16 protein-coding genes and 1 pseudogene are annotated in these 19,481 nt (G+C 66.8%); 10 read left to right on the top strand and 7 right to left on the bottom strand.

Features of this window, described 5'->3' with window-relative positions; genetic code table 11:
* Positions 1-220: 220 nt before the first annotated feature.
* Complete coding sequence (locus tag AC5Y7D_RS22955; RefSeq protein WP_499928007.1) at positions 221-1,486, top strand: Rv1453 family transcriptional regulator; 1,266 nt, start codon at positions 221-223, stop codon at positions 1,484-1,486.
* Between the two features lie 43 nt (positions 1,487-1,529).
* On the opposite strand, the gene AC5Y7D_RS22950 is transcribed toward AC5Y7D_RS22955, so the two are convergent.
* The 6 genes from AC5Y7D_RS22950 to AC5Y7D_RS22925 all read right to left on the bottom strand — a co-directional run bounded on the left by AC5Y7D_RS22950 (position 1,530) and on the right by AC5Y7D_RS22925 (position 8,795).
* Entirely contained in the window at positions 1,530-2,945 is a 1,416-nt protein-coding gene (locus tag AC5Y7D_RS22950; RefSeq protein WP_499928005.1) for an acyl-CoA synthetase, read from the bottom strand.
* Between the two features lie 10 nt (positions 2,946-2,955).
* The gene (locus tag AC5Y7D_RS22945; protein WP_499928003.1) at positions 2,956-3,777 is read right to left on the bottom strand and encodes an alpha/beta hydrolase; all 822 of its coding nucleotides are present in this window, start codon (positions 3,775-3,777) and stop codon (positions 2,956-2,958) included.
* A gap of 2 nt (positions 3,778-3,779) precedes the next feature.
* Positions 3,780-4,688 (bottom strand): alpha/beta fold hydrolase, encoded by a 909-nt coding sequence (locus tag AC5Y7D_RS22940; RefSeq protein WP_499928001.1) that lies wholly within the window; start codon positions 4,686-4,688, stop codon positions 3,780-3,782.
* Between the two features lie 104 nt (positions 4,689-4,792).
* Entirely contained in the window at positions 4,793-5,011 is a 219-nt protein-coding gene (locus AC5Y7D_RS22935) for a hypothetical protein (protein WP_499927999.1), read from the bottom strand.
* A gap of 59 nt (positions 5,012-5,070) precedes the next feature.
* Positions 5,071-7,332, bottom strand: a complete 2,262-nt coding sequence (locus tag AC5Y7D_RS22930) for a CaiB/BaiF CoA transferase family protein (RefSeq protein WP_499927998.1) — start codon at positions 7,330-7,332, stop codon at positions 5,071-5,073.
* Complete coding sequence (locus AC5Y7D_RS22925) at positions 7,329-8,795, bottom strand: aldehyde dehydrogenase family protein (RefSeq protein ID WP_499927996.1); 1,467 nt, start codon at positions 8,793-8,795, stop codon at positions 7,329-7,331. Before AC5Y7D_RS22925 ends, AC5Y7D_RS22930 begins: the two co-directional genes overlap by 4 nt.
* A gap of 177 nt (positions 8,796-8,972) precedes the next feature.
* Here AC5Y7D_RS22925 and AC5Y7D_RS22920 point away from each other — a divergent pair, with 177 nt between their 5' ends.
* Genes AC5Y7D_RS22920 through AC5Y7D_RS22885 form a run of 8 tightly spaced genes read left to right on the top strand, consistent with a single transcriptional unit; the run spans position 8,973 to position 15,669 of the window.
* The gene (locus tag AC5Y7D_RS22920) at positions 8,973-10,166 is read left to right on the top strand and encodes a cytochrome P450 (RefSeq protein ID WP_499927994.1); all 1,194 of its coding nucleotides are present in this window, start codon (positions 8,973-8,975) and stop codon (positions 10,164-10,166) included.
* A 4-nt stretch (positions 10,167-10,170) separates the two neighbouring features.
* Positions 10,171-11,385, top strand: a complete 1,215-nt coding sequence (locus AC5Y7D_RS22915; protein WP_499927992.1) for an acyl-CoA dehydrogenase family protein — start codon at positions 10,171-10,173, stop codon at positions 11,383-11,385.
* Entirely contained in the window at positions 11,382-11,924 is a 543-nt protein-coding gene (locus AC5Y7D_RS22910) for an FAS1-like dehydratase domain-containing protein (protein WP_499927990.1), read from the top strand. The genes AC5Y7D_RS22915 and AC5Y7D_RS22910 overlap by 4 nt, the downstream gene beginning before the upstream one ends.
* Positions 11,924-12,322, top strand: a complete 399-nt coding sequence (locus AC5Y7D_RS22905; RefSeq protein ID WP_499927988.1) for a Zn-ribbon domain-containing OB-fold protein — start codon at positions 11,924-11,926, stop codon at positions 12,320-12,322. Before AC5Y7D_RS22910 ends, AC5Y7D_RS22905 begins: the two co-directional genes overlap by 1 nt.
* A 2-nt stretch (positions 12,323-12,324) precedes the next feature.
* Complete coding sequence (locus AC5Y7D_RS22900) at positions 12,325-13,428, top strand: acyl-CoA dehydrogenase family protein (RefSeq protein WP_499927986.1); 1,104 nt, start codon at positions 12,325-12,327, stop codon at positions 13,426-13,428.
* A complete protein-coding gene (locus tag AC5Y7D_RS22895; RefSeq protein ID WP_499927984.1) occupies positions 13,425-13,877 on the top strand; it encodes a MaoC family dehydratase in 453 nt (150 codons plus the stop codon). The genes AC5Y7D_RS22900 and AC5Y7D_RS22895 overlap by 4 nt, the downstream gene beginning before the upstream one ends.
* Positions 13,877-15,046, top strand: a complete 1,170-nt coding sequence (locus tag AC5Y7D_RS22890) for a lipid-transfer protein (protein ID WP_499927982.1) — start codon at positions 13,877-13,879, stop codon at positions 15,044-15,046. Before AC5Y7D_RS22895 ends, AC5Y7D_RS22890 begins: the two co-directional genes overlap by 1 nt.
* An 8-nt stretch (positions 15,047-15,054) precedes the next feature.
* Positions 15,055-15,669, top strand: coding sequence for a TetR/AcrR family transcriptional regulator (locus AC5Y7D_RS22885; protein WP_499927980.1), 615 nt, complete (start codon positions 15,055-15,057; stop codon positions 15,667-15,669).
* A gap of 82 nt (positions 15,670-15,751) precedes the next feature.
* On the opposite strand, the pseudogene AC5Y7D_RS22880 reads toward AC5Y7D_RS22885, so the two are convergent.
* A pseudogene (locus AC5Y7D_RS22880) lies at positions 15,752-16,678 on the bottom strand (LysR family transcriptional regulator); the annotation flags it as partial.
* Between the two features lie 457 nt (positions 16,679-17,135).
* Here AC5Y7D_RS22880 and AC5Y7D_RS22875 point away from each other — a divergent pair.
* The gene (locus tag AC5Y7D_RS22875) at positions 17,136-19,403 is read left to right on the top strand and encodes a protein kinase domain-containing protein (RefSeq protein WP_499927978.1); all 2,268 of its coding nucleotides are present in this window, start codon (positions 17,136-17,138) and stop codon (positions 19,401-19,403) included.
* The last annotated feature ends 78 nt before the right edge of the window (positions 19,404-19,481 follow it).

The following is a 19,481-nucleotide window of genomic DNA, read 5'->3' as shown; positions in this document are numbered from 1 at the left end:
ACTCACATCGCACTACGTCTGCACTGGTCAACGGCTCGCCCATGCCCGCACGACTTCCGCACTGAGCACATCGGTCAGCTCGATCGCTAGATCGCACTGCCGGCCGATGGTGACGTAGCCGACACCAAAATTCGAGTGATCAACGGGCCAGGAGCCTTAAAGCCCCCCAACAGCCGGGACATAACAGGCGCATCGCTCCTAATCGTCCTAGAATCGGCGCGTGGCATGGAAGCAACCCTCGCCGCGAATTCGTGAGCTAATCCGAGCGGGAGCCCGGATCGCCCTTAATCCCGCCCCCGAGTGGGTTGAGGAACTGGACCGCGCAACGATAGCGGCTAACCCGGCGATCGCCAACGACCCGGTCCTCTCCAAGGTGGTCAAGACAGCCAATCGCGCGAACCTGGTGCACTGGGCCGCTGCTAATTTGCGTGACCCCGGGAGCCCAGTGCCAGCCAATCTCGGCGCGGAGCCGCTGCGCATGGCCCGCGACTTGGTACGCCGCGGATTAGACACGCTGGCGCTCGACGTCTATCGAAGCGGCGAGTACGTCGCGTGGCGGCTCTGGATGGAGATCGCATTCGATCTCACATCTGACCCGCAAGAACTACGTGAACTGCTCGACATTTCCGCCAGGTCGGTCAACGATTTCATCGAGGCCACGCTCGCGGGCATTGCCCGGCATATCCAGCTGGAACACGACGAGCTGACCCGCGGCACCCATGCGGAGCGCCTCGAAGTGGTCAGGCTCCTCCTCGAGGCCGCCCCGATGAGCCGTGAGCGCGCCGAGGCGCGATTAGGCTACCCGCTGAATCGAACTCATACCGCCGCCGTCGTTTGGACCGACGAACTCGACGGCGACCACAGCAATCTCGATCGAGCCGCTGACGCGTTCAGCCACGCCGTGGGATCGGTGCAGCAGCTGACTGTGGTCGCCAATGCCGCCACTCGCTGGGTGTGGCTAGCCGAGGCCACCGGTCTCGACGTCGACGCAGTCGGGCAGGCCGTGAACAACGTGGCCGGGGCACGCATCGCCATCGGGACTACCGCAAGCGGAACCGAAGGCTTTCGGCGCAGCCACCTTGAGGCGCTGACCACGCAGCGCACCCTGGCGCGGCTTCAGTCGGACCAGCAAGTGGCGTTCTTCTCTGATCTACAACTGGTCGATCTGATCACTCAAAACACAGATGCTGCAAGAGAATTCATCACCGGCACGCTCGGCGAGCTCGAGTCAGCAAGTCCCGAACTGCAGGCGACGCTGCTGACATTCATCAACGAGCAATGTAATGCCTCCCGCGCTGCCAAACGTCTCTACACTCACCGCAACACACTGCTGCGCAGAGTCGAAGCCGCTCAACGACTGCTGCCGCGGCCGCTGAACCAGACGTCTGTGCACGTCGCCGTAGCCCTTGAAGCAGTTCAGTGGCGCGGCCGCAAAGCCAGCGAAGTGGGTTCCGGACGCAGCCGCGGTGATGAAGTTTCTGCGTGACCGTCCTCAACACGAACGTTCGTGCCGACTCAAACGATGAGGCTCAGCCCTCTGCCAACAGCTGCTTCTTGAGCACCTTGCCCAGCGCGTTGCGGGGCAGCGACTCCACGAAGCGCACCTCGCGCGGCCGCTTGTGCACCGAAAGCTGTTGTGCGACAAAGTCGATGAGCTCATCGGGGGCCGCGGAGCCGACGACGTAGGCCACGATCCGCTGTCCCAAGTCCTCATCCGGAGGCCCGACCACCGCCACCTCGTCCACACCCGGGTGACCCAGGAGCACGGTCTCGATCTCGCCCGCACCGATCCGGTAGCCACCCGACTTGATCAGGTCGACCGACTCGCGCCCGACGATGCGGTGCATCCCGCCGTCGTCGACGACCGCGACGTCTCCGGTCCGGTACCAGCCGTCCGGGTCGAACGCCTCGGCGGTTGCTTCGGGCCGGTTGAGGTATCCGTCGAACAACGTCGGCCCGCGAACAAGAAGCTTGCCCACGGTTTCGCCGTCGTGGGGAACCGGCTCGCCGTGGTCGTCGATCATCCGGGTGTGGATGCCGGCCAGCGGCAGACCCACCCAGCCCGGGCGCCGTTCCCCGTCAGCGCGGGTCGACAGGGTGATCAATGATTCCGAGGCGCCGTACCGTTCGATGGGCCGGTGCCCGGTGAGCCGTTCGAGCCGCTCGAACACCGGCACTGGCAGCGCTGCGCTGCCCGATACCAGCAGCCGCGCCGGGCGCAGCGCATCGGCGGCCGCGGCATCACCGACCACCCGCGACCACACCGTCGGCACCCCGAAATACAGCGTGCCGTGGGCTTGCAAACTAGCCTGAGCGTAGCCGGCCGGAGTCGGTTTTCCGGTGTGCACGAAGCGATTTCCCACCCGAAGCGACCCCAGCATGCCCAGCACCAGGCCGTGGATGTGGTACAGCGGCAGCCCGTGTACCAGCACGTCGTCCGGTGTCCACTGCCAGGCGTCGGCCAGCGCGTCCAGATCGGCGGCGATCGCGCGCCGGCTCACCTGTACGCCCTTGGGCAATCCCGTGGTACCCGAGGTGTACACCACCATTGCCACCGAATCCGGTGACGGTTCGGCATAACGGTGCCAGGACCGCGCGTGCAATCGCACCGGAATGTGCGGCAGCCCTTCCGGGTCGTCGGGCATCGGGCCGAGCCATGCCTGGGCGCCGGAGTCGGTGAGCATGTGCCGGCGCTCGGCCACTCCGACGTCGGCAGGAACCGGCACCACCGGCACGCCCGCGATGAGGCAACCGGTGATCGCCAGCACCGTCGATGCCGAGGGCGTGGCCAGCACCGCGACCCGTTGCGCGCCGGCCACCCGCTCGGCCACCGATGTCGCGGCGCCCACCAGGTCGCTGCGGCTGAGGGTGACCCCGTCGATGTTGACCGCATCGGGGATGTCGGTGGCGGCAACCGCCGATGGGTTCAGCGAGGTCAGCAACACGTCAGCGACGCTACCCGCATGGGTCGAACGGCTTGGGAAACAGCGGGCGCAGCGCCGCCGGCGGCCGGAACGGGGCCCAGCTGCCGACCGGCTGCGCCAAGCGGTCGGCAATCGCCCAGATGGTGGCCGGGTGATGGCCATAACCGATGTGGCTGCTGAGCACCGCAATGTTTTCAGCCCGGTCGGCGGCGGCGTCGACGCACGTCTGCCACGCGACCATGCCGTCGAAGCGCGAGTAGATGGAGGTCGCCGGTACCGGCAGCGGCTCGTTCTCCATCGACAACGGCAGCTCGTGCCGCTCTGCATGCATGCGCGCAAACAGGTTGAAATGCCGGGCGGCGCGGGACTGGCCTTCATGCTGCATGCGGTACGGGCTGCCGAGCGTGATCACCTGGCGCACCGCCGCCGGATTGCGGCGAGCCAGCCTGCGCGCGAAAATCCCGCCGAGGCTCCAGCCGATCAGACTGACCTGGGTGTCGTGACGGTCGTGCAGCTCGTCGAGCAGCGCCGACATGCCCGCCACCGCCTTGGTGGTCGGCCCGATGTTGACCCCGAGCCCCCACCCGTGGGCCTGATACCCGAGGCGGGTCAGCAGGCGGCGCAGGGTCCAGGTGGTGCCGTCGCCGGCCAAGAGTCCGGGCAACACCAGTACCGGATGCCCGTCGCCGGTCGGCAGCTTGCGTCGCAGCGGCAGTGCCGCGACCAACTGGCCGTACTCGACCACGGCGCGGGGGATGTCGGTGAGCCAGAGAGCCAGCCCCGGGGCGGCCGCGGTGGTGTGGCCGGACCATGCCGGGCGGTCAACGTCCAGTTCGCTGACTTCGGCGAGCATGATCAAGCCTCCTCGTCCCAGACCTTCATGAGGGTGGCCAGGATCTCTTCGCCGCGACCGAGGCCGGCGAGGTGGCTTTCGCCGGGCAGATGGAACAGCTCGGCGTTGGGGAGCCGGGACACGACGTGCTCGCCGTGCGAGAACGGGATGATGTGGTCGTGGTCGCCGTGCCACCAGCGGACCGGGACGGTGACCTCCTCGAGCCGGAATCCCCAATCCCGGGCGAACACGATGACGTCGTTGAAGGGCGCGGCCAGCTGCTTGCGGCTGCCGTTGAGCAGGTCGTCGAGGAACATCGCCTTGAACTCGGGCCTGGTGAGCAGATGACGGTCGGCCTCGGGCGAGAGCAGCGCGTAGACGTCGAGCGCGGGCGAGGCGATCGGGCGGGCGGCCCGGATCAGCAGGCTCGCGCCCAGCCGCAACGGGGTACCGCCCAGCCGCAGCAACGGCGCGACCCGCAAGCCGAGGTCCATCAGGCCGCCGCTGATCGCGTCGGGGCCGTGCGTGGGCGCCACACCGCCGAGCACGCCGGCCGCCACCACGCGGTCGGACAGGCCGGCGGCGCACGCCAGGGCGTAAGGGCCTCCGCCGGAAAGGCCCACGACAGCCAATTTGCCGATCCCGAGGGTGTCGGCGATGGCGCGCAGGTCGTCGGCGAAGGCGGAAACGGCCTCGTACTGATACGGCGTCGAGGAACCGATACCCGGCCGGTCGACGCCGATCAGGCGGATGTTGTGGTGATCGGCGTAGACGCGTGCCTCGGTCGGGATCTGCCGGCGGGCTCCGGGTGTGCCGTGCAGCCAGAAGACCGCGCGTCCCTGTGGCGCGCCGAATTCCGCGAAGCCGATCTGCCGGTCTTCGGCCACGGCGATGCTTCCTTCGATCTTGGGACGGGCAATCGCGACAACCATGCCGTGCAGCTTGTCATGCCGGTACGCCGCGACGCACCACTTTCACACCGTTTCGGAACGTGATATTCGATACATTGACGCATCTGATCGGGTATCTGTGCAGCTCAAGAGCCGCAGTCGTTCGCCAGGTAAGTAACGTGATACCACCGTTTGACAGGCTGCCCGCTACGGTCCGCCTCCTCCATCGGGGTCGCGTGCGCCAGCCGGATGTCGGTCAGCTGCGGATTCTGCATCCGGATGTAGTCCTCGAGCTGGGCGTCCCGCGCGTCGTCACTGAGAGCGCTGTCCGCCAGCGCTCTACCCTCGCACCTCTTCCACGTCACCGGACAACGGTAGATCGTCGCCGAGCGTCCGGCTGGCTGCACGCTCTACAGCATGAGCGTCAGCCACCGGCCACACGCTCCCCGATGACCCGCTGCTCTCGCAGGGCGACCAGCTCATCGCCGGAAAGGCCCAGCCCGCGCAGGATCTCGTCGTTGTGCTGACCCAATGTCGGCGCGCCGGTGCGGTGGTGGCTCGCCGGTCCGGGAGAGATGCGAAACGGCCAGCCGGGATAGCGTCGCGGCCCGGTGACCGGGTGGGTGAACTCTTCGTAGAACCGCCGCGCGTCGAGCTGCTCGAAGTCGTACATCCGGTCGCCGGTGGCCAGCCGTTCGGCCGGAATAGATTGGGCGCGCAGGATTTCCACGATGGCGGTGGCGGTCTGGGTGCGGGCCCAGGCGGTGACCAGCCCGTCGAACTCATCGTGGTCCAGCGTTGCCTCGTCGGGTACCGACAGCGCGACCCACACGTCGTCCTCGGCGGTTGGGTAGACGCCCTGCAGGTAGCCGCGCAGCCGGTTGCCGGCACGCGGCCGGACGACGCCGTTCATCGAATACTCGATGACCGGTTCGGCGGTGACGGCTGCGGCGACTTCGATTTGGGCGATTTCGATCAGTTGGCCCGCGCCGGTTCGGCGGCGGTGCTCTAAAGCGGCCAGCAGGGCCACCCCGGCGTGCACTCCGGCGACGGGATCGGCCGGTCCCTGCAGGTTGCACGGCGGGCCGTCGGCGTAGCCGGTAGCGGCCGTCATCCCGGAGGTCTGTTCGATGTTCAATGCCCACCCGACGTAGTCGCGCCAGGGTCCCTGCAGTCCGAAGCCCGGCATCCGCACCGCGATCACGTCCGGCTTGATCGCGACCAGCGACTCGTAGTGCAGACCGAAGTGTTCCACCACGCGCGGGGAGAAGTTCTCGACGACGATGTCGGCGCGGGTGACCAGCCGGCGTGCGGTGTCACGTCCGCGTGGCGAGGTCAGGTCCAGGGTGATGTCTTTCTTGTTGAGGTTGGTGGCCTGCCACAGCGCGCTGCGCTCGTACCAGTCCGCACCCTCGAAGGGAAAGGCACCCGAGTAGCGGTGTCCGTCGGGACGCTGGATGGACTCGACCTTGACGATGTCGGCGCCGAACGCACCCAGATAACAGGTGAGATAGGCACCGGCCCAGAAGGTGCTCAGGTCCAGCACCCGCAGCCCGGCAAAAGGTATGGCACCGGTTGTGGGCGAACAGGATTCGCCACGGTCCGACCATTCGGCCCGGCCACCGAGCTGCGGCGCGGGTCCAGGTGGGGCGACCGGGGTTTTGGACAGCCGGAATGGTGCGCCGGGGCGCCGGAAGCCGGCGGTCTCGACGAAGAAGCTGCGCTGGGCGTACTGCGGACAGTCCAGCACGGTGGCGCCGTCATTGACCGGCGCGGCCGGGATGCGCATCGCCTGACACAGTTCGACGGTGTCGGCGACGGTGCGCTCGGCGAGCAACGGCGCTGCGGCGGCGAAGAATTCGGCGCGTTCGGGGCCGCCGAGCATGATCGCGATCTGGTGCTCGCCGTACTCGGGCAGCCCCAGCATCGCGCACACATCGAGCCAGTGCTGCCCGGTCAGGCAGTTGATTCCCACCCAGCCGTCGGATGCCCGCACCACGCCCAGCATCGGCGTGGACCGCACATTCGGCGGCAGCCCCAGACTCCGCATCCGCTCTGACGTCAGCATCGGATACGGCAGCGTCGACAGCAGCGACTCAAACTCCGACACATCGACCACGCGGCCGCGGCCGTCGACACGCAACGCCGTCAGTGCCCCCAGTGTGGCGTAGGCACCCGCGATGTACTCCGATATCCGGGCCCCGGCCTGCACCGGTGGGCGCTGCGGATCGCGGGCAGTGATCCAGCCCGACACCGCCTGCATGGTCAGCGGGCTGGCGATCCGGTCCCGCCATGGCCCGGTCTGGCCGAAGGGGGAAATGCTGACCAACACCAGATTCGGATCGAGGGTCTCGGCGCCCAGCCCGCACGCCCGCAGTGTCCCCGGCGGCAGGTTCTCGATCAGGATGTGCGCGCCGGCGATGAGCTCGCGGGCGGTCGCCTGCCCGTCGAAGGTGGCGAGATCCACTGTGGCACCACGTTTGCCGGCATTGAGGTACTCGAACAGGCCGCCCTGTTCTCCGGGGACGCCCGCGGGGAAAGGCCCCCAGCGCCGCAGCGGGTCCCCATCGGGTGGTTCGATCTTGATGACCTCGGCGCCGAGGTCGACGAAAAGCTTTGCGGCGTAGGGCCCCGAGATCTGGGTGGCGATTTCGACGACATGGAGCCCCGTGAGGGGTCCGCTCACGCGGGCACCCCGATCGCCATCTGCTCCATGTACTGGTGCACCCCGCCGATCCCGCCGCCCTCACGGCCCAGACCGCTCAGCTTGAAGCCGCCGAACGGCGCGGCGCCGGGCCCGCATCCGTTGACCGCGACCTGCCCGGTCCGAATCCGACGGGCCACCCCCACCGCGCGATCCACGTCAGCGCCCCAGACCGAGCCGGACAGGCCGTACCGGGAGTTGTTGGCAATGGCGACCGCATCGTCATCGTCGCGGTAGCGCAGCACGCTCAGCACCGGGCCGAACACCTCTTCCTGGGCGATGACGAAATCGGGTTCGACATCGGTGAGGATGGTCGGCTCGAAGTAGAAACCGGTATCCAATCCGGCGGGCCGACCGCCGCCGGTGGCCAGTTTGGCGCCCTCGCCCAGCGCCGCGGCGACGTGCGCCTCCACCCGGCCGCGCTGGGCATCGCTGATCAGCGGACCCATCTGCACCTCCAGGTCGGTGGGGTCCCCGACCTTGACCTCGCGGGCCAACCCGACCAGCCGGCCGACGACGTCGTCGTGCAGGGAGTCGGGCACCAGCAGTCGGCTCTGCAGGATGCAGGCCTGCCCGGAATGCATTGAGCAGCAGTCGAAGAGCATCTGCTGCAGCATGTCGTCGGTGATCTCGGCGTCGTCGAGGACGATGCACGCCGATTTGCCGCCGAGCTCCAGCAGGAGCCGCTTCAACGAGTCTCCGGCGGCGGACATGACCTGGCGGCCGACCACGGTGCTGCCGGTGAAGCTGACCATGTCGATCCGCGGGTCGGTGGTGAGCAGCCGGGCCGCCTCGATGCCCGACGGGGTGACGACGTTGACCACGCCGGGCGGGAAGTCGGTGTGCTCGTCGATGATTCGCGCGAGCGCGAGCCCGGCCAGTGGTGTCAGCGGGGACGGCTTGAGCACGACGGTGTTGCCCGCGGTCAGCGCGTGATTGAGCTTCATGACATTGAGCAGATGCGGGAAGTTCCACGGCGTCAGCACCGAGACGACGCCCAGGGGCACGTGGCGAAGCATCGTCTTTCCCGCGCCGATCCCGGTGACCGTCTCATCGGCCAGCTGCGTGGCGAGTTGGGCGGCGTGCATGGACATGAACGCGGCGCCGTCGATCTGCATCATCCGTTCGTTGGCGGTGCATCCCCACTCCACCTGGGACAGTGCGAAGAAGTCGTCGGCGTACTTGAGCAGTGCGTCGCCGAGTTGACTGAGGCAGTTCCCGCGCTGCTCGGCCGACATGGCGGCCCATGGGCCTTCGTCGAACGCCCGGCGCGCGGCGGCGACCGCGTCACTGACCTGACCGACGCTCGCGTCCGGCGCGGTGGCGATGACCTGCTCGGTGGCCGGCGAAATGTCGTCGTAGCGGCCGTCTTCGGGTTCCACCCAACTGCCGTCGATGTAGAGCTGATAGGTGTCGATCAGTCCGGTGGGCGGTAGTTCGGCCATCTGCTTCCTCACCCCAAGTGTCGGTCATCTATCAACCTGGTGTACACCCGCCGAGACTCGGGGTCAATCACCGGCGCGATGAATTACGCGTCCTTTCAATGCCTTGTGGATGTGTTGACAGCGATACGCGTTCCAGAGTAGACACGATCCACAGGACACTTCGTGGCAAAGTGTCGGATGACCGGGAGGCGTGTCGTGCTCACTGATGTCCCGCTGCACTCCCCCGATTTCTACGCGGGCGATCCCTATCCCGCCTACCGCGAACTGCGCGCGACCTCGCCTGTGCACTGGAACGACGTCACCGAATTCTGGGCTTTGTTGAAGTACGAGGACATTCGCCACGTCTCGAGCAACCCCGCGTTGTTCACCTCGACCAAGGGCATCTCGATACCAGATCCGAAGGTGCCGAATCCGGTCCAGGAGGGCAACCTCATCTTCACCGACCCGCCGCGGCACCGGCAGATGCGCAAGCTGATCAACTCGGGTTTCACCCGACGGCGCGTCGCGGTGCTCGAGCCGAAGATCCGCGAGATCGTGCGCGGCATCCTCGATCAGGTGGAACCCGGCTCGGTGCACGAGTTCGCCGAAGAGCTCGCGGCCCCGCTGCCCACCCGGATGATCGCCGAACTCATCGGCGCCCCGGCACAGGACTGGGAGCAGTTCCGCGCGTGGTCGGACGCGGCCACCGGCACCGCCGACCCCGAAATCGAACTCGACGCATTCGTGGCCATCGGCCAGCTGTTCGAGTACTTCCAGAAGCTCATCGCGGCACGGCGCGTCGAACCGCGCAATGACCTGCTGTCGGTGCTGGCCGAGGCCGAGATCGACGAGCACCGACTCACCGACGACGACCTGCTCAACTTCTCGTTCCTGCTGCTGGTCGCGGGAAACGAGACCACCCGCAACCTGATCGCGCTGGGCACCCTCGCCCTGATCGAGCACCCTGATCAGTGCCGTCTGTTGATCGAGGACCCGACCCTGATCCCCGGCGCGGTCGAGGAGATGTTGCGCTGGACCAGCCCTGTGGTCAGCATGTCGCGGGTGGCGACCGCCGATACCCAGGTTCGCGGCCAGCTGATCCGCGAGGGCGAGGTGGTCACCATGTTGTATGGGTCGGCCAACCGCGACGAGGATGTCTTCGGCGCCGATTCCGAAGAGTTCAAGGTGACGCGTCACCCTAACCCGCACATCGCTTTCGGCTGCGGCGAACATTCCTGCATCGGAGCGCAATTGGCGCGGCTGGAAGCCACCGTCTTCTTTCAGGAGTTGTTGCTTAGCTTTCCGCGGCTCGAATTGGCCGGCGACGTCGACCGGATGAAGGCCACCATGGTGCCCGGGGTGAAGCGGATGCCCGTGCGGCTGGGGGTCTGAGCCGGTGCACCTCGAGTACAGCCCCGAACAGCAGCAGCTGCGCGCGGAGATGCGCGCCACGCTGGAGCGGGTGATGACGCCCGAGCGCATAGCGGCGATCGGCGACAACATCGAGGGCGGACCGGCGGTGCGCGACACCGTGCGCGCGCTGGCGCAGGCCGGCCTGCTCGGTGTCGGGTGGCCCAAAGAATATGGCGGACGCGGCTTATCGGCGATCGAGCAGTTCATCTTCGCCGAGGAGGCCCGCCGGGTGGGGGCGCCGATCCCGTTGGTGACGCTCAATACGGTGGGCCCGACGCTGATGCAGGAAGGCACCGAGGAGCAGAAACAGCGCTTCCTGCCGGCCATTCTGGACGGCAGCGTCGAGTTCGCCATCGGCTACTCCGAGCCGGGTGCCGGCAGCGACCTCGCCTCGATACGAACCACCGCCGTCCGCGACGGCTCCGACTACGTGATCAATGGTCAGGAGATGTTCACCAGCGGCGCCGCCTACGCGGACTACATCTGGCTGGCCGTTCGCACCGATCCGAATGTCAACAAACACAAGGGCATTTCGATCCTCATCGTGCCGACCTCGTCGCCGGGTTTCTCCTGGCAACCCCTGCACACCATGCCCGGCATCTCCACCTTCTACACGTTCTACGACGACGTACGCGTCCCGGCGAGCGCGCTGGTGGGTGCAGAGAACCAGGGGTGGCAGCTGATCACCACCCAGCTCAACTTCGAACGCGCCGCGCTGGGCAATCTCGGTGCGCTGGAGCCGCTGTTCGAAAAGACCCTGAAATGGGCCACCGACACCGAACTCGACGGCGCCCGGGTGATCGACCAGCCATGGGTGCAGCACGCACTGGCCCGGGTGGAGGCCCAGGTCGCGGCCTACAAACTCGTCAACCTGCGGGTGAACGCGGCCATGACCAAAGGCACCGGAACCACGGGCCTGGATATGGGACAAGCGTCCGCGGCCAAGGTATTCGGCACCGAACTCACCCAGCAGGTGGCCCGGCAACTGCTGGAGGTATTGGACGGCAACGGGATACGTCGTGGCGCGCAGGCGCCGCTGCGGGGCGCGCTGGAATCGGCCTACCGGCAGGCGGTGATCAACACGTTCGGTGGCGGGGCGAACGAGATTCAGCGTGACATCATCGCCATGGCCGGCCTGGGCATGCCCCGGGCCCCGCGTGATCTTCGAGCAACCGAGAAGTCAGGAGGATCTCAGTGACAGACGCCGAGTTGCAGGCCAAGGTGCGGGCGTTGGTCGGTCAGCCCACCGGCGGCACCGGAAAGCCCCAGCTGGCACCGGACCCGGTCAACCAGCCCATGATCCGGCACTGGGCGTACGCGCTTGCTGATTTCAATCCGGTCTACCTCGACCCGGATTTCGCGGCGACGTCGAGGTTCGGCGGCATCGTGTCGCCGCCGGTGATGCTGCAGACCTGGATCATGCCGTCGCCGAAACTCGAAGGGATCGGTGAGCGCGGCGGCGCTCCGACCGAGATCAAGTCGAACCCCACTGCTTTCCTGGATGAGGCCGGCTACACCAGCACGGTGGCCACCAACTCCGAGTTCGAGATCGAACGCTATCCCCGGCTGGGCGACGTGATCAGCTCGACGGCGGTGTACGAGTCGGTGTCCGACGAGAAGACGACAGCGTTGGGCACGGGCTTCTTCCTGACCTGGTTGACCACCTACACCGATCAGCACGGCGAGGTGCTGGGCCGGCAGCGATTCCGGGTCCTGCGATTCAAGCCGGCGCGCTGATGGCCACCCGACTGCCGCCGACGATCAGCCCGGACACCGAGTTCTTCTGGAACGGGTTGCGGGACAACAAGCTTTTGATTCAGCGCTGCAGCGGCTGCGGTGCGCTGCGCCACCCGCCCCGGCCGATGTGTCCGCACTGCCGCTCGCTGGAGTGGGAGGCGGTCGAGTCATCGGGCCGCGGCACCGTCTACAGCTACGTGATGCCGCACGAACCCCGGTTCCCGTTCTTCGACTACCCCTATGTCGTCGCGCTGGTGGAGCTCGAGGAGGGCGTGCGGTTGGTGTCCAACCTCACCGGGATCGACCCCGCCGAGGTGACCGTCGGGATGTCCGTCGAGGTGTACTTCCAGTCATTCGACAACGACCTGGTGCTGCACCAGTTTCGGCCCAGCGAGTGAGCATGGACTTCGCGTTCACCGAAGAGCAGGAAACGGTCGCCAAGCTCGCCCGTGAACTGTTCGAGCGCCGTGCCACCCCGGAGCGGCTGACCGAACTGGAATCCGGAATCCGCTACGACGAGGCGTTGTGGAAGGAACTGGCCACCCTGGACCTACTCGGCACCGCGCTGCCAGAAGCTGTGGGCGGCAACGGCGGTGGCTTCGTGGAACTGGGGGTGCTGCTGGCCGAGGTTGGCTGGGGCGTGGCCCCGGTGCCGGCCTATGCAACCCTGGTCCTCGGCGCCGATCCCATTGCGCGGCAGGGTAACTCCGAGCAACAGCAGCGTTACCTGCCCGGTGTGGTGACCGGTGACCGTATCCTCACCGCGGGCCTGGCCGAACCCGGTCGCTCGGACCCGCGTTTTCCCATCACCACCGCCCGGCGCGACGGAACGAACTGGCGCCTGGACGGTGCCAAAGAACTGGTGCCCGCCGCGCAGCTGGCCGACACCATGCTGATTCCAGCGACGACGCAGGAGGGCGGGGTGGGGCTCTTCCTGCTGGCCACCGACACTTACGGCGTCGATGTCCGGCCGGTGCCGACCACCAACCGCGAACCCCACGCCGACGTATTCCTGAACGGCGCAGTGGTTCCCGAGCAGGACCGGCTCGACGGCGACGTGGAATCGCTGTATACGCGTGCGCTGGTGGCGCTGTGCGCCATCCAGCTCGGTGTCGCCGACCGTGCCCTGCAGATCGCGGCCGGCTATACCAGCGAGCGCGAACAGTTCGGCCGGCCGATAGGCAGTTTTCAGGCCGTGCAGCAGCGGATGGCCGACGCCTTCATCGACGTGCAGGCGATCCGGTGGACCACCTGGCACGCGGCGTGGCTCCTCGCCAACGGCCGTCCGGCCGACCGTGCGGCCCGCATCGCCAAATTCTGGGCAGCCGAAGCGGGAGCCCGAGTGGCCGCCACCGCCCAGCACGTGCACGGCGGCATCGGGATCGACACCACCTATCCCCTGCACCGCTATTTCCTGTGGGCCAAACACAACGAACTGACCCTCGGCCCGGCGTCCCAACAGCTTGCCCAACTCGGCGCGACGTATTCGGAAGGACCCACATGACCACCATCGACAGCCGCACCACCACCCTGCGCTGGCAGGACATTTCCGAGGGCGACGAGGTCACCCCGATGGAAATCCCCATCACCACAACGATGATCGTCGCGGGGGCCATCGCCTCCCGGGACTTCATGCCGGTGCATCACGACCGTGACTACGCCAACAAGCAGGGTTCACCCAACCTGTTCATGAACATCCTGACCAGCAACGGCTACTGCGTGCGGTTCCTCACCGACTGGGCGGGGCCCGAGGCGATGGTCAAGAACCTGTCGATTCGCCTTGGCGTGCCCTGTTTTCCGGACGACCCGCTGCGCTTCACCGGAACGGTGACCGGCAAGACCAAGGGCACGGCAGGAGAGAATTTCGTCGAAGTGACCTTCCAGGCCGCCAACAGCCTCGGCAATCACGTCTCCGGCACGGCGGTGCTCAGCCTGCTGGACGGGGCCGCTTGATGGGCGGCACGCTGCCCGGCGCCGCCGCGATCGTAGGAATCGGCCAGACCGAGTTCTCCAAGGAATCCGGGCGCAGCGAACTGCAATTGGCGTGCGAAGCGGTCAGCGCCGCGCTCGATGATGCCGGACTGGCGCCCAGCGATGTCGACGGCATGGTCACCTTCACCATGGACTCCAGCGACGAGATCGACATCGCCCGCAATGTCGGGATCGGCGACCTGAGCTTCTTCAGCCGGGTGCACCACGGCGGCGGCGCCGCGGCGGGCACGGTCGTCCATGCCGCCATGGCGGTCGCCACCGGCGTTGCCGACGTCGTGGTGTGCTGGCGTGCCTTCAACGAACGCTCCGGCTTCCGGTTCGGCGGCAGCGGACGCACCGACCTGGGGACTCCGCTGTTCATGGCGCATTACGCACCGTTCGGTTTGCTCACTCCCGCAGCGTGGGTGGCGATGCACGCGCAGCGGTACATGTCGACCTACGGGGTCAGCAACGAGGACTTCGGCCGCATCGCGGTGGTCGACCGCGCGCACGCCGCCCGAAACCCTGACGCGTGGTTCTATGAGCGCCCGATCACGCCGGAGGACCACCAGAATTCGCGCTGGATCATCGAACCGGTGCTGCGACTGCTGGACTGCTGCCAGGAGAGCGACGGTGGTGTGGCGCTGGTGATCACCAGCGCCGAGCGCGCACGGGACCTGCGCCAGCCGCCGGCCATCATCACCGCGGCGGCCCAGGGGGCGGCCGCCAACGGCGAGATGATGACGAGTTACTACCGCGACGACATCACCGGACTTCCCGAGATGGGTGTGGTCGCCGATCGGCTGTGGCGCGATTCGGGCCTCAAGCCCGCCGACATCCAAACCGCCTTCATCTACGACCATTTCACCCCGTTCGTGTTCACTCAGCTGGAAGAGCTGGGCTTCTGCGGCCGCGGCGAGGCGAAGGACTTCGCCACCATCGAACGGTTGTCGCTGGGTGGGGAGTTCCCGATCAACACCAACGGCGGCCTGCTCGGCGAGGCGTACATCCACGGCATGAACGGCATCACCGAGGGCGTCCGTCAGGTGCGGGGCACGTCCTACAACCAGGTGCAGAACGTCGAACACGTTCTGGTCACCTCGGGAACCGGGGTGCCCACCAGCGGGCTGATCCTCGCCCGGGCCGACTAGGTGCGCTCATGACCCAGGCGCCCACTTCAGCTCCGGGGACCGACACGCGGGAACTCATCCTCGACTCCGCATACGCCTGCTTCCGCAAGCACGGCCTGCTGAAGACGACGATCGTCGACATCGCCCGGCAGGCCAACGTCTCCCGCAGCACGATCTACGAATACTTCCGCGACAAGGGTGCCATTCTGGAAGCCTGCGCCGAGCACGCTTCCGAGCAGTTCTACCGCGAGATGTCGCGTGCCATGGCCCGCGGCGGGTCATTGGAGGAAAAGCTCTCCAACGCAGCGGTATTCGTCACCCAGGCGCGGCGCGCCATCGCCTCTGAGGACTACTTCGACGAAGACGCGATCAGCCTGCTGCTCACCAAGGACGCCGCACTGCTGTTGCGTGAATGTGTCGACTTCTTCGCGCCATACTTCTCGGCCGCCAAGCTCACCGGTGAGGTGCGGAAGAACCTCGACGTCGAGGCGGCCGGGGAATGGTTCGCGCGCATCCTGTTCTCACTGTTCAGCACCGCGTCGCCGATTCGGGACATGGACGATCCGGGCGTCGTGGCCGAGTTTGTGAGTGCCTTCGCGGTGCGCGGCTTCGCCAGCGAGCGTCCGCGGCCGCGGCGCAGCTGAACTGCAGTCAGCGAACCCCGCTACTCACAGTGAGTCCGCGATGGGCCGAGCGCGGGGCACCGACGCATCCACTTCGCGTAAGCGGAGTGCGAATCATGATGTGCTCCAGCAGGTTTCGTATCAGCGCGGGCGGGGTGCGCCCGCCGATCCAGGCGGCTCGGAGGTTGCGACGTAAATCCAATCCGGGGATGGTGACGGCGCGCAATCGACCGGTAGCCAAGTCGTCAACCACGGCCAGGCGGCTCATGACCGCCGGTCCCGCGCCGGCAAGAACTGCAGCGCGCATGGCCGCGGTGGACCCCAAGCCCAGGACCGGAGGCACTTGCTGCATGTCGTCGCCCAGCGCGGCGCGCAGGGCGGTGGTAAGGGTGTCGCCGGGACGCGAACGCTGCTCCCGGGTGACCAGAGGTGTCTGCGCGAGTTCGCAGGCGCTCACCACGCGTGACCGATTAGCCCAGTCGTGATCCGGAAGCACCACGACCACCAGTTCATCGCGGCCCACCACACAATGGCCCAGTCCGGCAAGCGGATCGGGGTTCTCGACGAATCCGAGATCGGCAGCGCCGTCTCGAACCGCGGCGATCGCTTCCCCGCTGTCGGCGGCAGTCAGACATATCTGCGGCAAGGAGCTGCCGGGTCGAGCGGCTTTCAGGGATAACAACCATTGGGGCATCAGCTGTTCGGCGATTGTGTGGCTGGCCACGACCTTTATTCGCCGGCGGCCTTCGCTTCGCAAGGAGTTCAGGTCCTGGTCGGCCTGGCGGGCGACCTCAAGCAAACGGGCCGCCCACTCGGCGACGACAACGCCCGCCGCAGTGAGTTGTGAGCCACGGGTGGTGCGTAGGGCCAACGTGAGGCCAATCTGGGCCTCGAAGGACGCGAGCCGCCTCGACACGGCTTGTTGGGTCAACGCGAGTTCGCGCGCCGCGGCGCTGAGACTTCCTGTCGCAGCAATTGCCTGGAAGATTTCGAACGAGCCGAGTTCGGGCATTCGAGAGCTGAGCGGCAACACCGGACGGTCGGCCGTCACCGCCATAGTAACCACCGCCGCTGCCCGGGGAAGCCGCAGCGCCACGCCGAGGGGGCTGATGCCGGACTTCCGCCACGAATCCTCGCGGCGTTGCGACAGGCGACATCCTCGGCACAGCCTTTACTTGCGTGACCGGTTGAGAGCTTCGAACCGGAGACAGATCGCATGGCCCTACTCTCGCGCCCCGACCTTAATAAAACCTTACTGGCGCTTCTAGAGCCATGTCTGATGAGTCAAGTTCCCGTGGGTGGACTGGCGGCGAGCCGCAGCATTTCCCGAAAAACTTTCCTAACTTGCTTGTTTGGGCTCGCAGAAGTGCCTACCCCAGGGAAGCCCCACCCGGCAGCCGGACCCCACAACCATCCTCGGTTCAACTGGGTCGAATGGGTTGGCCTCCGGCCGTCGGCGAGCGTACGCTTACCCGGCGAATCGATGGATGCCGAGGCTAGTGATGAATCGTGACCTAGCTGGCACGGAGGCCGAACCTGCCGGGGCAGGTGGCTATGTGCTCCCTACCGTCGCCGCCGAATTGGCCACGGTGGGGTTCGATGATGCGATTGAGATTGGCCGGGGCGGGTTCGGGGCGATATATCGCTGCAGGCAAGTGGCATTGGATCGTGTCGTCGCGGTCAAGGTGGTGGTCGCCGCGTACCGGGACGATCGAGCACGGTTCGTGCGGGAACAACAGGCGATGGCAGCCCTCACGGGCCATCCCAACATTCTGGCCGTGTTGCAGATCGGCCAGACCACCACTGGCTACCCCTTCCTCGTCATGCCGTTCTGCCCGTTGGGGTCTTGGCAAGACCGCATTGCCGGCGTGGGGGCGCTGGAGGTGGACGAAGTGTTGCGAGTGGGGGTCAAGATCGCCGGCGCACTGGAGTGCGCGCACCGGGCTGGCGTGATACATCGAGATGTCAAGCCCGGCAACGTTCTTCCCACCGACTATGGTGAGCCGGCTCTGTCTGACTTCGGCATCTCGCGCACCGAGGCCGGATTCACGACGGCTCCCGGGATATTTCATGGCTCACCGGCCTTTACCGCGCCCGAGCTTCTCGGCGGTGCATCGCCCAGCCCCTCCTCCGATGTGTACGGGCTAGGCGCGAGCCTGTTCGCCGGGTTGACTGGTCATGCGCCCTTCGAGCGGCGTTATGGAGAACAGTTGCACGCACACTTCGTGCGGATCACGACCGGACCCGTGCCCGATCTCGGCGCGCACGATGTTCCCGCCGGTCTTACTGCCGTCATCGAGCAAGCGATGGCCCGTGATCCGGAAAAGCGGCTCTCAGCAGTGGAATTCGGCCGACAACTTCAGCAAGTCCAGGCCGACCACGGCCTGCCCGTCGACGAGATGGTCCTACGAGGCGGGGTGGGCAGTGGCAGACCGCGCAGGCGCGTGGCGCCCGCACCCCGACCGGCCTCCGGGGCGAGAACCGTTGCGGAGGAATGGTTGTCCGCAGCGCCGAACACTCTGGTGGGTCGTCAGCCCGAGCTTTCTCGGCTGCACGAGTTGCTGAAATGTTCACGTCTGGTCACACTGACCGGTACCGGCGGGGTCGGCAAGACGGCCCTGGCGATCCAAGCCGCACACCAGCGAAGTGCCAACTACCCCTGCGGGGTGTGGATGGTGGAGTTGGGCGAGCTCCGCGACGGCTCGCTGCTGACCGAGTTCGTGGCCGCAACGGTGGACACTCGTGCCCCGGCAAGCCGACCACCGATCGACAGGCTGGTCGACCTGCTGGGCGAGCGACGCGCGCTGCTCGTCCTGGATAACTGCGAACACGTCATCGAAGAGGCAGCCCAGTTGGTCGTGACGTTGTTGCGGCGCTGCCCGCAACTGCAGATCGTGGCCACCAGTCGGGAGGTCCTCGCGGTCAAGGGCGAAGCAGTGCTGGCGCTCTCACCGCTGGCCTGCCCCGGCCGAGACGACGAATTACGCGTGCGCGACCCGGTCGACGATGACGCGATCGCGTTGTTTGTTCGCTGTGCCGGCGTCGCGGTACCCGCATTCGAGCTCACCGAGGACAATGCGGCCGCGGTCGCCTACCTCTGCGCCCGACTGGACGGGCTGCCGCTGGCCATCGAGCAGGCCGCTGCGCAGCTTCCGGTCATGTCAGTGGAGCAGATCGGTGACGCACTTCGCGACAGCTACGCGTTGCTGAGTCTCGGCCGCAACGCCCCCACCCGTCAGCGGTCGCTCACCTCCTCCATCGAGTGGAGCTACGACCTGTGCAGCGAACGCGAACAACAGCTTTGGGCGCGACTATCGATATTCGCCGACAGCTTCGATCTGGCAGCGGCCCAGTACGTCAATGGCGGGCAGCTGCCCGCAGGCCAACTCTTGGACCTGCTGTGCGCATTGGTCGACAAGTCGATCCTGATCCGGACCGAACACGAGGGCGGGGTGCGCTTCCGCCTCTTGGAAACTCTGCGCCACTTCGGCCTAAGCCGCACCCCCGCTGCCGAGCGCATGCGCCTGGGTCGACGCCACGCCAGTTGGTGTCACCAGCTGCTCTGCGACGCCGAAGCGCAACGGCTCGGTCCTCAACCAGCGGTGTTTATTCAGCGCCTTGAGCGTGAGTTGCCCAACATCCTCGAAGCGCTGCGGTTCAACCTTCAGGACCGCCCGGCCATGGCAGAAGACATGGTCGCTGCGCTGCGCCGGTTCGGGCTATCCGATGCAATGCTCGTCGAAGGCTGCCAATAGCCTCACCCCACCATCGCTGGCGGACACTGTCGCACCAAACCGAGCGTAGTGCTGCGTGCCCGGCGGTCGCGCTCTTAT

The sequence above is a fragment of the Mycobacterium sp. NGS49 genome (genome assembly GCF_059812565.1).
Note: the sequence above shows the minus strand (reverse complement) of the source record. Positions and strands in the feature narration are given on the sequence as shown.

Excerpts from the sequence above, each read along its gene's own strand:
- AC5Y7D_RS22900 (WP_499927986.1), top strand. The coding sequence starts at position 12,325 with ATGGACTTCGCGTTCACCGAAGAGCAGGAAACGGTCGCCAAGCTCGCC.
- AC5Y7D_RS22875 (WP_499927978.1), top strand. The coding sequence starts at position 17,136 with ATGCCGAGGCTAGTGATGAATCGTGACCTAGCTGGCACGGAGGCCGAA.
- AC5Y7D_RS22905 (WP_499927988.1), top strand. The coding sequence starts at position 11,924 with ATGGCCACCCGACTGCCGCCGACGATCAGCCCGGACACCGAGTTCTTC.
- AC5Y7D_RS22885 (WP_499927980.1), top strand. The coding sequence starts at position 15,055 with ATGACCCAGGCGCCCACTTCAGCTCCGGGGACCGACACGCGGGAACTC.
- AC5Y7D_RS22920 (WP_499927994.1), top strand. The coding sequence starts at position 8,973 with ATGACCGGGAGGCGTGTCGTGCTCACTGATGTCCCGCTGCACTCCCCC.
- AC5Y7D_RS22945 (WP_499928003.1), bottom strand. The coding sequence starts at position 3,777 with ATGCTCGCCGAAGTCAGCGAACTGGACGTTGACCGCCCGGCATGGTCC.
- AC5Y7D_RS22890 (WP_499927982.1), top strand. The coding sequence starts at position 13,877 with ATGGGCGGCACGCTGCCCGGCGCCGCCGCGATCGTAGGAATCGGCCAG.
- AC5Y7D_RS22895 (WP_499927984.1), top strand. The coding sequence starts at position 13,425 with ATGACCACCATCGACAGCCGCACCACCACCCTGCGCTGGCAGGACATT.
- AC5Y7D_RS22925 (WP_499927996.1), bottom strand. The coding sequence starts at position 8,795 with ATGGCCGAACTACCGCCCACCGGACTGATCGACACCTATCAGCTCTAC.
- AC5Y7D_RS22940 (WP_499928001.1), bottom strand. The coding sequence starts at position 4,688 with ATGGTTGTCGCGATTGCCCGTCCCAAGATCGAAGGAAGCATCGCCGTG.